This window comes from Arenibacter sp. 6A1 (assembly GCF_012272855.1).
Lineage (GTDB): Bacteria > Bacteroidota > Bacteroidia > Flavobacteriales > Flavobacteriaceae > Arenibacter.
Map to the genome: position 1 here is coordinate 104260 of NZ_JAAXCQ010000003.1, position 13987 is coordinate 118246.

The 13987-nt window shown below is 38.9% G+C and carries 16 protein-coding genes; 14 read left to right on the top strand and 2 right to left on the bottom strand.

Annotation, left to right across the window (positions count from 1 at the left end; all coding sequences use genetic code 11):
* The first annotated feature begins 143 nt into the window (after nucleotides 1–143).
* The 14 genes from cyoE (at nucleotide 144) to tsaB (ending at nucleotide 12733) form a co-directional block, all read left to right on the top strand.
* The gene (gene cyoE, locus HCG49_RS03235) at nucleotides 144–1043 is read left to right on the top strand and encodes a heme o synthase (protein WP_168468128.1); all 900 of its coding nucleotides are present in this window, start codon (nucleotides 144–146) and stop codon (nucleotides 1041–1043) included.
* A gap of 5 nt (nucleotides 1044–1048) precedes the next feature.
* The gene (locus tag HCG49_RS03240) at nucleotides 1049–1630 is read left to right on the top strand and encodes a heme-copper oxidase subunit III (RefSeq protein ID WP_168468129.1); all 582 of its coding nucleotides are present in this window, start codon (nucleotides 1049–1051) and stop codon (nucleotides 1628–1630) included.
* Between the two features lie 146 nt (nucleotides 1631–1776).
* The gene (locus HCG49_RS03245; protein ID WP_168468130.1) at nucleotides 1777–2751 is read left to right on the top strand and encodes a cytochrome c oxidase subunit 3; all 975 of its coding nucleotides are present in this window, start codon (nucleotides 1777–1779) and stop codon (nucleotides 2749–2751) included.
* A 51-nt stretch (nucleotides 2752–2802) separates the two neighbouring features.
* Nucleotides 2803–3186, top strand: a complete 384-nt coding sequence (locus HCG49_RS03250; protein WP_168468131.1) for a cytochrome C oxidase subunit IV family protein — start codon at nucleotides 2803–2805, stop codon at nucleotides 3184–3186.
* Between the two features lie 120 nt (nucleotides 3187–3306).
* The gene (locus HCG49_RS03255; protein WP_205764331.1) at nucleotides 3307–3948 is read left to right on the top strand and encodes a hypothetical protein; all 642 of its coding nucleotides are present in this window, start codon (nucleotides 3307–3309) and stop codon (nucleotides 3946–3948) included.
* Entirely contained in the window at nucleotides 3948–4676 is a 729-nt protein-coding gene (locus tag HCG49_RS03260; protein ID WP_168468132.1) for an SCO family protein, read from the top strand. The genes HCG49_RS03255 and HCG49_RS03260 overlap by 1 nt, the downstream gene beginning before the upstream one ends.
* A gap of 1 nt (nucleotide 4677) precedes the next feature.
* Nucleotides 4678–5211 carry a DUF420 domain-containing protein gene (locus HCG49_RS03265; RefSeq protein WP_168468133.1) on the top strand — a complete coding sequence of 178 codons (534 nt, stop codon included), beginning with the start codon at nucleotides 4678–4680 and terminating at the stop codon, nucleotides 5209–5211.
* 33 nt (nucleotides 5212–5244) lie between these two features.
* Nucleotides 5245–5457, top strand: a complete 213-nt coding sequence (locus HCG49_RS03270; RefSeq protein ID WP_168468134.1) for a hypothetical protein — start codon at nucleotides 5245–5247, stop codon at nucleotides 5455–5457.
* Nucleotides 5458–6214: 757 nt separating this feature from the next.
* Nucleotides 6215–6919, top strand: a complete 705-nt coding sequence (locus tag HCG49_RS03275) for an ABC transporter ATP-binding protein (protein WP_168468135.1) — start codon at nucleotides 6215–6217, stop codon at nucleotides 6917–6919.
* Nucleotides 6909–8138, top strand: a complete 1230-nt coding sequence (locus HCG49_RS03280; protein ID WP_168468136.1) for an ABC transporter permease — start codon at nucleotides 6909–6911, stop codon at nucleotides 8136–8138. The genes HCG49_RS03275 and HCG49_RS03280 overlap by 11 nt, the downstream gene beginning before the upstream one ends.
* 1 nt (nucleotide 8139) lies before the next feature.
* Complete coding sequence (locus tag HCG49_RS03285) at nucleotides 8140–9402, top strand: ABC transporter permease (RefSeq protein ID WP_168468137.1); 1263 nt, start codon at nucleotides 8140–8142, stop codon at nucleotides 9400–9402.
* Nucleotides 9403–9435: 33 nt separating this feature from the next.
* Nucleotides 9436–10566, top strand: a complete 1131-nt coding sequence (locus HCG49_RS03290) for an efflux RND transporter periplasmic adaptor subunit (protein WP_168468138.1) — start codon at nucleotides 9436–9438, stop codon at nucleotides 10564–10566.
* A 45-nt stretch (nucleotides 10567–10611) separates the two neighbouring features.
* Nucleotides 10612–12042, top strand: coding sequence for a TolC family protein (locus HCG49_RS03295; protein WP_168468139.1), 1431 nt, complete (start codon nucleotides 10612–10614; stop codon nucleotides 12040–12042).
* A gap of 19 nt (nucleotides 12043–12061) precedes the next feature.
* Nucleotides 12062–12733: a tRNA (adenosine(37)-N6)-threonylcarbamoyltransferase complex dimerization subunit type 1 TsaB gene (gene tsaB / locus HCG49_RS03300; RefSeq protein WP_168468140.1), complete on the top strand. Its 672-nt coding sequence runs from the start codon at nucleotides 12062–12064 to the stop codon at nucleotides 12731–12733.
* Here the strand turns inward: tsaB and HCG49_RS03305 are convergent.
* Together HCG49_RS03305 and HCG49_RS03310 are read right to left on the bottom strand one after the other, a co-directional pair.
* Nucleotides 12730–13563 carry a mechanosensitive ion channel family protein gene (locus tag HCG49_RS03305; RefSeq protein ID WP_168468141.1) on the bottom strand — a complete coding sequence of 278 codons (834 nt, stop codon included), beginning with the start codon at nucleotides 13561–13563 and terminating at the stop codon, nucleotides 12730–12732. The genes tsaB and HCG49_RS03305 overlap by 4 nt on opposite strands.
* Nucleotides 13564–13724: 161 nt before the next feature.
* Nucleotides 13725–13925, bottom strand: a complete 201-nt coding sequence (locus tag HCG49_RS03310) for a dodecin family protein (RefSeq protein WP_168468142.1) — start codon at nucleotides 13923–13925, stop codon at nucleotides 13725–13727.
* Between the last annotated feature and the right edge of the window lie 62 nt (nucleotides 13926–13987).

The window sequence follows — 13987 nt, forward strand, 5'->3', positions numbered from 1 at the left end:
TTTTTTGTTTTACCCAAGTGCTTATATTTTATAGGGTGTCAAAGATGTTTTTTGCCCAATTTATAGGAGTTTAATAAAGATCGGTATTTGGTTGCAAAAAATTCGAATCCGATGTATCTTTGCGGTCTTATTAAAAAATGTGCATGAAAACGGCGGTTAGTTCAGCGAATAGTTCCAGATTGGCACTTGTATTTGCTGATTTTAAGGAGATTACGAAGGCGAGACTGGCGGTTAGTGTAGTTTTTTCGTCTATAGCAGGCTACTTACTTGGAGCCGTTGAAATCAATTATTTCTCCCTTTTGTTATTGGCTTTTGGAGGATATTGTATGGTTGGGGCTTCTAATGCCTATAACCAAATCATCGAGAAAGATCTCGATGTTCTAATGGACCGTACTAAAAATAGACCTATCCCCTCCGGAAGAATGTCGGTAAATACCGCTATGTTCATAGCTGTTTTGTTAACCGTACTTGGATTGGTTTCCTTATATTTTTTAAATCCCAAAACTGCTATGTTTGGGGCTATTTCAATTTTCCTATATACTAGCGTGTATACGCCCTTAAAAACAAAGACGCCTTTGGCCGTATTCGTAGGGGCTTTTCCAGGAGCCATTCCTTTTATGTTGGGATGGGTGGCTGCAACAAATGAATTCGGGGTAGAGCCAGGCGCCCTGTTTATGATTCAGTTCTTTTGGCAGTTTCCACACTTTTGGGCCTTGGCCTGGATGTTGGATGACGATTATAAAAAAGGAGGCTTTAAGATGTTGCCGACTGGAAAAAAAGATAAAGGTACTGCCCTGCAAATAATAATGTATACCGTTTGGATGATTATCATCTCTATTGTTCCGGCCTTTGGCTTTACAGGGAGATTGGAGCTGTCAGTAGTTGCCGCAGTGGTGATATTTATAATGGGATTGTTTATGTTGTTCTTTGCGTTCCGTCTGTACGAAAAGAGAGATAATGTCTCAGCTAAAAAATTAATGTTGGCAAGTGTCAGCTATATCACCTTAATGCAGGTGGTTTTTGTAATCGATAAATTTATTTAAATACAATGGACTTAACTCAAGGAACCTCCAAAGAAAAAAGAGATAGAGCACAGAAAATGATGCTTTGGTTCGGGATCGTAAGCTTGCTGATGGGCTTCGCTGGTTGGACCAGTGCTTATATTGTAAGTAGCGCCAGAGAAGATTGGGCTAGTGATGTGGCACTTCCTGCTTCATTTTTTGCCAGTACTATAGTTATTATTATAAGTAGTATTACTTATATCCTTGCTAAAAAAACCATAAAACAAGGCGATGTTAAAAAAACAACGACTTGGCTATTGGTTACTTTAGGCTTGGGAATAGCCTTTATAGCGTTGCAGTTTAACGGCTTTTCTCAGTTGATAAGTGAGGGGTATTATTTTACGGGGCCTACTAGTAGCATAAAAATGTCCTATGTATTCCTTATTGCAGCCGTGCATATTGTGCATGTGGTAGCCGGTATGATCAGTTTATTGGTGGTACTGTGGAATACTTATAAAAATAAATATTCCGCAGAAGAAACCCTCGGTGTAGAAATGGGGGCTACTTTTTGGCATTTTTTAGATATACTTTGGGTATATTTAATTCTTTTTATGTATTTCGTTAACTAATTAACGGAAAAAAACGAATCTTTGATTCCTTTTTAGTGAAGGCTTATTTAGAATGTATTTTTTTTGCCATTTTTAAAAGGCAAAAATTTTCTATAGCCGAAAAAAATGTAAATTTGTGAAAATTTTATTAACGCGATTATTTTAATATGGATTCTACGGTTACTACGGGTACAGAGGAAAACGTTTGGGGAGGGGGAAACCAACCACTAGGTGTTAGTTATGGAAAATTAATGATGTGGTTTTTTATTGTTTCGGATGCTTTAACATTTTCGGGCTTTCTTGCTGCGTATGGTTTTTCAAGATTTAAGTTTGCAGATACTTGGCCAATAGCCGATGAAGTATTTACACACGTGCCATTCTTTCATGGGAATTATCCTATGTATTATGTGGCTTTTATGACATTTATCTTAATTATGTCTTCGGTGACAATGGTTTTGGCCGTGGATGCCGGACATAAAATGCAAAGGAACAAGGTAACTTGGTACATGTTCTTTACAGTTATTGGAGGTATTATATTCGTTGGCTCACAAGCCTGGGAATGGAAAACTTTTATAAAAGGAGATTTTGGTGCCCTGGAAACAAAAGGTGGTAGAATACTTCAGTTTGTAGATGCTAATTCCGGAGAACGTTTGGCATTAAGAGATTTCTCTAAAACAATTCCTTCTGAAAGGGTAAACCACGAAAGAAATAAAGGAGTATGGTATTATGGAGAAACAGCATTGCCAAGCTATTCCCTAAATGAGGTTGTGGAAGGTGTAAAAGCAAATTCTAATGTTTTGATCCGTACAGAGGTGATTAACGAAGAAGGTCACAAAACCTTGTTGACAAGAGAAGAAACTATAGAAAAATTAAACGATGCCAAATTAGTGGTAGAAGGAGCCAACCTGATACGCAATGAATACGGTAGTAGGTTGTTTGGTGATTTCTTTTTCTTTATTACAGGATTTCACGGATTCCACGTTGTTACCGGAGTACTGATAAACCTTATTATTTTCTTTAACGTGCTATTAGGTACCTACGAGAAAAGAGGACATTACGAAATGGTAGAAAAAGTTGGGTTATACTGGCACTTTGTAGATTTAGTTTGGGTATTTGTATTTACTTTCTTCTACTTGGTATAATAAAATTAACGTAATATTTATCCGCTAATCGGACATTAAAAAATAACTAAAATGGCACACGGACATAAACTAGAAATATTTAGAGGTCTTTGGAAATTTAAATCCAATACCCAAAAGATTTGGGGTGTATTGGCATTCCTAACTTTTATCACTGCAGTTGAAGTAGGATTGGGGATTGCTAAACCAGTAATATTTACCCATAACTATTTCTTAGGAATGAAATTGTTAAACTGGATATTTATTATTCTGACCATTGTAAAAGCTTATTATATTGCATGGGATTTTATGCACTTAAGAGACGAAAAAAGCTCTCTGCGTAGAACAATAGTTTGGACGCCTGTTTTCTTGGTTTCTTACTTAATATTTATAATGTTATTCGAAGCAGATTATATCTATAATGTGTACCATGAAGGTTTCATAAAATGGAATTTCTAACGAATAATTAACAACTTAAAAAGACGGTATCACTACCGTCTTTTTTATTTTTGTACAACTGCTATTGAAGCGTGTTTTTATAGTCTTTTCAATAGTTTCTAAATTGGTAATAGCATGCATATGGCACAGATAAAGAAACCCCTGGTATTAATAACCTTGTTTGTATTACCGGTCTTAATTTACTTGTTTTTTGCTTCAGGAGTAACCAAGTTCGGAAAACTGTCCCTTATGACAGAAAACGTACCAGAAATATCTACCCCTTCTAGTGACGTCTTCCTAAAAGATAAAATAACCATTCTAGGGTTTTTAGGCGCTGTCAACAACGAAAGACAGGTTGTTGCCTTTAACTTAAATCAAAAAATTTACAAACGTTTTTATAAGTTTAACGACTTTCAATTTGTCATGATGGTGCCATATGGTTTCGAAGACAAAGTAGAGGAACTGAAGAAAGATTTGGCCCAATTGGAGGATATCAGTAAATGGCACTTTGTTTTTGCCAATGAAAATGAGATCCAGACCTTGTTCAACGGCCTTCAATCCAATCTTGCCCTAGGAGATGATCTTGGATCCTCAAATGTATTTATCATAGATAAGAATAAAAACCTTAGAGGAAGGGATGAAGACGAAGATGAGGGGCTAAAATATGGATACGATTGTACCTCAGTGGCAGAATTGAACAATAAGATGGTCGATGATGTCAAGATCCTTCTGGCCGAATATCGAATGGCTCTAAAAAGTAATAACGCAGAACGTATTAAATAATGAAGAAGAACAATTATACCTACGTATGGGTATCCTTTATCTTGTTGGTTTTTGGAATCATCTTTGTTCCTAGAATAATCGAAAGGGTCAAAAGTGGAAAAGTAGTGCAAACGGGACGCTTAAACGTCGAAGAGCCCAATGAAAAATTGGCCTTTATAGAAATCAACGGGGAAAAACGTAAAGTGCCGCCCTTTGCCTTTATAAATCAAGATAGCATAATGATTACCAATCAGGATTATGCAGGAAAGGTGTACGTGGTCGATTTCTTTTTTACCACCTGTCCGACCATATGCCCTATCATGAGTAAAAACTTAGTGCAACTACAAGATCAATTTAAAGATTTTGAAGATTTTGGAGTGGCCTCTTTTACCATTAATCCCGAGCACGATACCCCAGGGGTGTTAAAAGCCTATGCCGAGGATTACGGAATCACCCATATGGACTGGCATTTAATGACTGGCGACCTTACCGAAATTTATGAGTTGGCCAATACCGGCTTTAGTATTTTTGCCGCACAGGTACCAGAAGCGGCCGGTGGCTTCGAACATTCCGGTTTATTCGCTTTGGTCGATAAAAATGGATATATTCGCTCCCGGAAAGATCAGTTTGGAAATCCAATTGTGTACTATAGAGGAGCTATAACACAAGAAGAAGGTAAAAACGATCATGGGGAAACAGAACAGATATCTATCCTAAAAGAAGATATTAAAAAACTATTGGAAGAGTAATATGGATACAATCGCCTTAAAAGAAAAGAAATTCAATATTTGGATTAATATTGTTTCTGTGGTGATACCACTGGTGGTAGCGATATTGTTTGGGGTAAAATTGCCAAATGTAGAGCCCTTGAGCTTTTTACCGCCCATTTATGCCTCGGTTAACGGGCTTACGGCTGTACTATTGGTGGTGGCCGTGGTAGCCGTTAAGAACGGAAAATTGGTACTGCATCAAAAATTAATGACTGCCTGTATAGGACTGTCCCTATTATTTTTGCTGATGTATGTGGCCTACCATATGACATCCGATTCTACCACTTTCGGCGGTGAAGGATGGATAAAATACGTGTACTATGTTATATTAATAAGCCATATTATTTTATCTATTGTCATAATTCCTTTGGTGCTGCGTACCTTTGCCAAAGGGTATTTAAAACAATTTGAAGCACACCGAAAATTGGCTAAAATTACCTTCCCAATCTGGTTATATGTAGCAGTTACTGGGGTAGTGGTCTATATAATGATAGCCCCGTATTATAATTATTAATTTGTCTCTGCCAAAGAGCATTTGTATCCTATTATGAGAAAAGTTGTAGTGGTCTTAGTGGTTTTATTTCTTTTGGTGCCTCAGTTCTCCGAAGCCCAATGCGCCATGTGTAGGGCCGTACTAGAAACCGAAGAGGCTGGTGATGCCGCTAAGGGAATAAACAATGGAATTGTGTATTTAATGGCAATTCCATACTTATTGGTAGGTGGCCTGTTTTTCTTCATCTATCGAAAAATGAGGACCTAATCGCTTTATTTAGGGGAAACAGCAGCTGTTGCTAGTTAATAAATAATTTTACAGCTTGCCTCATAATGCTTTGGGCGTTCCCTCCTTCGTCGGTCGGGCTCTTGGCTATATCCCTCGCTCCGCTACGGGGATGCCGCCGCCATCCCTAACGCAAAAATAACCTCGGTCAAAACTATCTGCCATAGAAAGGAAACTAAATCTTTAACTATGTAATGTCCAAACTTGGTTTTCAATCCCAAGTGTAGCTGAAAACGAACACTGTCTGGAAAATCTATAAATGGGCTTTCCAACATCATAGCCCAAGAAGGAAATAGTACCATATACATAGGTAAAGCGGGTACTAAGGCCTTAACTTTGGTCGACTCCTCAGAGGGGTTTACAAATTTGGGTAGAGCCAAGGATTATGGGTTTGCCTAAAAATTAGCATAAAACCGTAGTGTATAAATGCCCCGTCTTCCTTAAAAACGACTCTGCCCTGGCCGCCATCAAATAAAATTTCCTTCCTATTCCTCTACATCCAAGATTCGGGTTATATGTCGAAAAACTAGACCCCTACAGCAATCCTATAAAAAGGGCCTTTAAGTGGTTTCGTCCCTAAGAGAACCGATAGTGAAGCGTTTTCTTGCCTAAAAGCTGGGTGAAGGATTATGATTATTTTTACTTTAACATAATTTTTAGAGTTATAAGTGTAACAACATTTTCGTAAATTAGTCTTATTACCAACTATTTGTAATCTTCAACGGCTAATCCTTATAATATGATTGAAATAAAAGATCTCCATAAGTCCTATATAATGGGGAAAAATTCCTTACACGTACTCAAAGGCATCAATTTTTCGGTCCAAGAAGGAGAGCTGGTAGCCATTATGGGATCCTCGGGTTCAGGGAAATCTACCCTGTTGAATATTTTAGGAATGCTCGACGTATTGGATGAAGGTTCTTATTCCTTGGATAACGTGCCCATTAAGAATTTAAATGAAACCAAGGCTGCTCAATATCGAAATAAATTTTTGGGATTTGTATTTCAGTCCTTTAATCTAATCAATTATAAAACTGCCCTAGAAAATGTAGCCTTACCACTTTATTATCAAAGAGTAGGAAGAAAGGAGCGTAATGTAAAGGCTTTGCGGTATTTAGAACAAGTTGGGCTCAAGGAGTGGGCAAGCCACCTTCCCAGCGAACTGTCGGGAGGACAAAAACAAAGAGTGGCAATAGCGAGGGCAATGGCGGCCGAACCAAAAGTATTATTGGCCGATGAGCCCACAGGAGCCCTAGATAGTAAGACCTCTTATGAGGTAATGGATCTAATCCAGAAAATAAACGATTCGGGGAATACTATTCTAATAGTAACGCACGAACCAGATATTGCCAATATGTGTAAACGCGTGGTGCATTTAAAAGATGGGGTCATCGTTGAAGATAAAAAAATAACCCAAGTAAGAGCGTCACAATATGTTAAGTAGAGATAATTGGAAAGAAATTTTTGATACCATAAAAAAGAATAAACTAAGGACCTTTCTCTCCGGGTTTACCGTAGCCTTGGGTATCTTTATTTTCGTGGTGCTTTTCGGTTTTGGAAATGGCCTAATCAATACCTTCGACGATTTTTTTGGGGACGATGCTACCAATGTGTTTTTTGTCTTCCCGGGAAAAACCACCAAACCCTATAAAGGATATAAATCTAACCGGCAAATAGAATTTGATAACAGTGACCTGGCCGATATAGAAAAGAATTTTACCATGTTCTTAGAGTATACAACACCTAGGATCACTAGGGGGGCATTGGTGAAATACAACAATGAATCTAACAACTATACCACAAGGGCCGTTGCGCCTGCCCATCAGTTTGCCGAAAAGACCATCGTTATGAAAGGTCGTTTCTTAAACCAAGAAGATATTAAGAACAAGACCAAATATGCCGTCATTGGCAGGCTAGTAGAAAAAGACCTTTTTGGAAACAAGAATCCTATTGGAGAATATATAGACATCGGAGGTAGCGCATATATGGTTATTGGGGTTTTTCAAGATGAGGGTGGTGATAATGAAGAGCGGTATATCTATATCCCATATACTACCAGACAGTTGATAGAAAAAAACACCGATAAAATAGATCAGATCATAGTGGGCTTTAGACCAGAAATAGGGTATGTAGGGGCCATGGCATTCGATAAAAGCCTCGATAGGTTTATTAGGGACAAGAAAAATATAAGTCCAGAAGACCAAAGTGGTATTTTTATTAGAAATGTGGCAGACCAATTAAAGCAAAATCAACAATTTGCTAGAGTGCTCCAGATTATTGTAGCCTTTGTCGCCTTTGGAACTATTATAGCTGGAATAATAGGGATTAGTAATATCATGGTTTTTGTGGTGAAGGAGCGAACCAAGGAATTGGGAATACGGAAAGCTTTGGGAGCAACGCCAAGGTCCGTCATCAGTACCATTTTGTTAGAATCTGTTTTTATTACCACTTTTTCGGGCTTTACGGGGATGCTGGCCGGAATCGGACTCCTGAGCTCCATGGGTGAAAAATTAGAGGATTTCTTTATCACCAATCCTTTTATCGATCTGGGTACAGCCATCTTTGCCACCTTCATTTTAATACTTTTTGGGGCAATTGCCGGTTATATCCCAGCAAAAAGAGCAGCAAATATTAAACCAATAGTAGCACTAAGGGACGAATAATATGCGATTTATATTTGATAGTAATACCTGGCAAGAGATTTTTGGTTCTATTGGAAAAAATAGAACCCGAACCATCATTACCATTATTGGTGTTTTATGGGGGATATTTATCTACATAGCCCTCTCGGGTGCGGCAAAAGGACTGGACAACGGCTTTGAAGAACAGTTCGAAAATGTTGCCATGAACAGTTTGTTTACTTGGGCACAAACCACAAGTATGCCCTATGAAGGGTTTAAAACCGGTAGGCCGCTGCAATTAAAACTCAGCGATGTTACCGTCTTGGAAAATAGAATCCCCGAAATCCAATACATCGCTCCCAGAAACGTAAAAGGTGTCTTTGGAGGATCGCCTGGACTCATTGTAAAAGGGACCAAATCGGGGAGTTATAATGTATATGGCGATTATCCGGTGTATACCAAAATTGCAACCAAAAAAATATACGATGGCGGTAGGTTTATCAATGATAAAGATATCGAACTTACTAGAAAAGTCTGTGTCATTGGTGAGCGAACACAAAAAGAACTGTATGAGAAAGAAGAAAATCCTATAGGAACATTTCTTCGGATAGATAATATTTATTTCCAAGTGGTAGGGGTACATAAATTTACCCCAGGAGGAGGTTTCGAAAGCGATAGCGATATCTATATTCCCTTTACAACCTATAGAAAACTCTACAATACCGGAGACGATGTCGGATGGCTTACAATAGCCGCCTATGATGATGCCGATGTGGTACAGGTAGAAAAAGATGTAAAAGCAATTCTGAAAAGCATCCATAGGGTAGACCCTAGGGACGAACGTGCCTTTGGATCCTTTAATTTAGGAGAGGTGTTTACCCGGATAAGTGGCTTTGCGAATGGACTTACCTTTATGTCCCTGGTGGTGGGGATAGCAACCATCTTGGCCGGAGTTATTGGCATAGGGAATATTCTGCTCATCTCGGTAAAGGAACGAACCAAAGAATTGGGCGTCCGTAGGGCCTTGGGAGCAACCCCAAGAGAGGTGAAAGCTCAGATTATTCTAGAATCGGTCTTTTTAACCATGATCGCCGGAATTATGGGGATTATTTTAGGAGCGATAACCTTATACGGTATCAATATGGGTACAGAGGACCTGGACTTCCCATATACCAACCCCACAGTGCCCATACCGTATGTCTTGGGGGCTCTGGTAATTATGGTAGTGCTGGGCACCCTGATAGGATTAATACCCGCACAACGTGCGGTAAGCATAAAACCAATAGACGCATTGCGAGAAGAATAAACTAAACCATTATAAATACTAATTCAATCTAAAATGAACAAAATCTTAAAATATGTAGGGATCGCTATCTTGGTGCTGGGAGCATTATGGGCCGCGGCCTTTTTTGTGAAATCAAATAGTAAGTCGGCTATTACCTATGACACTACAAATCCCTTTACCGCAAGTATAGAAAAGAAAACCGTCGCTACAGGTAAAGTAATTCCAGAAGACGAGGTAGAAATTAAACCTCAGATTTCCGGGATTATTGAAAAAATATACCTGAAAGAAGGCGCCGTGGTAAATGCCGGTGACCTGATCGCTAAAATTAAGGTGGTGCCCAACGAGCAATCCTTGAATCAGGCCAGGGGAAGGGTGAAAAATGCCGAGATTACCTTGAATAATACTAAGGTTGAATTCGATAGAAACAAACAGCTTTTCGATAAAGGGGTAATCTCGAGCCAAGATTTTAATACCCAGAACTTAAGATATGATCAGGCCAAACTAGAACTCCAAAATGCCCAGTCCGATTATCAGATTATTCGCTTGGGATCGGCAGATGGCTCCTCAACGGCAAATACCAATATTAGGGCTACCGTGGCAGGGACAGTATTGGAAATTCCCGTGAAAGAAGGAGATCAGGTTATTCAAAGTAATAATTTTAACGATGGTACTACCATTGCTACCATCGCCGATTTGAGTAAAATGATTTTTGAAGGAAAGGTCGATGAAGGGGAAGTAGGGAAATTGGCGATAGGGATGCCTCTGAAAATAAGTCTAGGAGCCATTCAGGACAAGTCCTTTGATGCAAACTTGCGCTTTATTGCCCCAAAAGGTATAGAAGAAGCCGGTGCGGTACAATTTAAAATCGAAGGGGATGTGACCGTAGAAGACGATTTTTTGATTCGTGCCGGGTATAGTGCTAACGCCTCCTTGGTACTAGAAAAGAAAGACGATGTATTAGTGATCCCCGAAGCCCTTCTGCAATTCGATAAAAAGACCGACGACCCCTATGTTGAAATAGAAATAGGAGATCAGAAATTTGAACGCAAGGATATTGAAATAGGTATTTCCGATGGGGTGAATGTCGAAATTGTTTCGGGACTGACAAAAAGTGATAAGGTGAAAGTATGGAACAAGACAGAACCGATTAAAATTGGAGACGATAAGGAGGAAGAAAGTAAATAAGTAGAAACAAAACATTAATCTTAGAGATAACTAATACCTAGATAAATGAAGCTAAAATTAACAGCAACATTATCCATATTCTGTGTTGGAATAATGATGGCTCAAGAAAAAAAATGGACCTTGCGCGACTGTGTAGAGTACGCCTTGGAACATAATATTTCCATAAAGCAATCGGAGTTGGATCTGCAAAATGCCGATTTGGCCAAGGCCGATGCCAAAGGAAACTTTTTACCGACCGTAAACGCCAATGCTTCCCATTCGTGGAATATTGGATTGAACCAAAATATCACTACAGGGCTATTCGAAAATATAACGACCCAATATACCTCGGCAGGAGTTAATGTAGGGGTCGATATTTATAACGGCTTGCAAAATGTAAACCGATTGCGAAGAGCTAACCTGTCTATTCTGGCAAATCAGTACCGATTAGATAATATGAAGGACGATATTTCCCTGGCCGTAGCCAATGCCTATTTGCAGATTTTGTTCAATAGGGAATTCCTGAACATTTCCAAAGCACAATTATCGGTTACCGAACAGGACCTAAAAAGAACCAAAGAATTGGTGAGTTCTGGTGTCGTGCCTAAAGGCGATTTGTTGGAAATTGAAGCCACGGCAGCCACCCAAGAACAACAAAAGGTAAATGCAGAAAATGCCCTTCGATTGGCTAAAATATCATTGGCCCAATTATTATTGATCCAAGATTATGAAAGCTTCGATGTGGTCGATGAAGACTTTATGATTCCCTCTACCGTGATTTTGGACTATACTCCTAAAACAATTTATGAGAAGGCCTTGACGGTTAGAAATGATATTAAACTTTCTGAAGCCAATGTGGCCCTGGCAGAAACAGATATAAAAATAAGCAAGGGAAGCCTGTATCCTAGACTATCTGCTTTTTATGGTTATAATACCCGAGCCTCATACCAAGATGTCGTTTCCGGAGCAGAACAAGACCCCGACAATCCCAACAGGCAAATAGGTGTGGTCCAAGAAACAGGGCAGTCGGTCGTAACGCCCAATTTTAGATCCATTATTTCTGGCCCCAATAATATCTTCGAGCAGTTTGGAGACAATGGCGGACATGGGTTTGGGGTGCAACTCGCAATCCCTGTTTTTAACGGCTTTGCCACTAGAAATAACGTCCTGCGAAGCAAGGTAAATTTAGAGCGATCGAAGCTTCAATTACAGCAGGATAAACTAAATTTGGAAAATACCATTAATCAGGCCTGGAACGATGCCATAGCTACTTATAAGGCTTATGAGGCTTCCGAGAAGACCCTAGAGGCCCGTAGCGAGGCTTTAAAGTATGCTAAGGAACGCTTTAATGTCGGCCTAATGAATTCCTTTAATTTTAGCCAGGCACAATCTAGAGTAGACAATGCCGCCGCAGAATTGATCCGTACAAAATATGATTATATTTTTAGGCTAAAAGTATTGGAGTTCTATTTTGGTCTGCCAATTTCAATAAACTAACTTATATTTGTAGCCAATTATGGCTATCATTTTAAATTTAGAAACAGCAACGACCAATTGTTCGGTAAGTATCGCCAAAGATGGCGAACTAATAGTGTTAAAGGAAGATAATACTCCTGGGTATTCGCATGCAGAACAATTGCACATTTTTATAGAGGAAGCCTTGGAAGAGGCTTCCTTAACTTTTAAGGATATCAATGCCATTGCGGTTAGTAAAGGCCCTGGTTCTTATACCGGTTTGCGTATAGGAGTGTCCGCAGCAAAGGGACTTTGTTATGCCCTGGAGCTGCCTTTAATATCGGTGCCTACCTTAGAAAGTTTGGCTTGCCAAGCAGATAGTACCGAAAATGAGTATATCATTCCGCTTTTAGATGCTAGGCGAATGGAAGTATATTCGGCTGTATTCGATAATAAAGGAACTGAAATTAGAGCTACAAAAGCCGAAATTATCGGTGAAGAATCCTTCTCGGAATATAGTGCCAAAGGAAAGGTATTACTTATCGGAGATGGCGCAGAAAAGTGCAGGGAAATATTGAAGCATTCCAATTTTTCGTTTCTTTCCGCTTCTCCATCGGCTTCGGAAATGAGTAGGTTATCAAATAAAAAGTTCAAAGCAAACGACTTTGAAGATGTCGCCTACTTTGAACCTTACTATTTAAAAGATTTTATTTTGCAGACCAAAAAGTCCTAAGACCCTTGGTGAATAACACGTTGTGGGAATGGGATATCTATACCGGCCTCGTCAAATCTAAGTTTTAATTCTTCCATTACATGGAAATGTGCAGCCCAAAAAACTGGCGTTTCTGCCCAAAATCGCAACGATAGGTTAACAGAACTATCCCCTAGTTCTGCGACAAATACTTGTGGAGCAGGATCTTTTAGGATGTCCTCGTTCTCGGCACATATTTGCAAGAGGATTTCTCTAGCTTGTTTAATGTTAGAGTTGTACCCGATACCAACAGTAATATTATCCCTTCTTGTGCTTTGTGCACTGAAGTTGATAATATTGTTGTTAGATAATTGCCCGTTGGGGACAGTGGCAATTTGATTACCAGCAGTAGTCAGTTTGGTAGTGAATATGGTGATTTCCTTCACAGTTCCGTCCACACCTTGTGCAGATATCCAATCACCTACCTTAAAAGGCTTAAAAACTAAAATCAATACTCCTCCTGCAAAATTGGCCAAGGATCCCTGTAAGGCCAAACCAACGGCCAGACCCGCAGCACCTATAACCGCAACAAGAGAGGTAGATTGGACACCGAGTTGTTGAATGACAACTACAAATAACATTAGCTTTAAACCAATATTGATAAAGCTTTGCAAAAAGGACTCCAAAGAAGGGTCGTAATCGGTCTTTTGGAAGAACTTTTTAACCATTCGGTTAATAAATTTAATGACCCATAACCCTAATACAAATATTATGATGGCGGTTACTAAGGTGGTCACCGCTCCTGGGAGGTTTTCCCATAACCAAGTTTCTAATTGCTTAATGTTTTCTTCGTAATCTGAAATTAAACTCATATATGTTTTATTTTGTTAACGGTCAATAATATAATAATTAATGATTTTATGACAAATATAAATTATTAAACAAATGTTAATAGTATTTAGAAAATGTCACTTTAGAAAAAAGCAAAAAAAAACGCCTTTCAAGGCGTTTTTTTGAGTACGGTTATGGACCGTTAATTTACTTCGAAAGTGATTTTTACATTCACTCTATATTGGTCTAATTTTCCATCTTTAACGGTAGCACTTTGTTCGTGCATATAAACGGATTTAATGTTTTTGACGGATTTAGAGGCGTGCGCAACAGCTTTCGCTGCGGCGTCCTCCCAACTTTTATCAGAATTCGCTAATATTTCAATAACCTTTAGAACTGCCATAACGTAGTGTTTTAGATTTTCTTAAAGTTAGCAAATAAAAAAGAAAATTACTATAATAATTG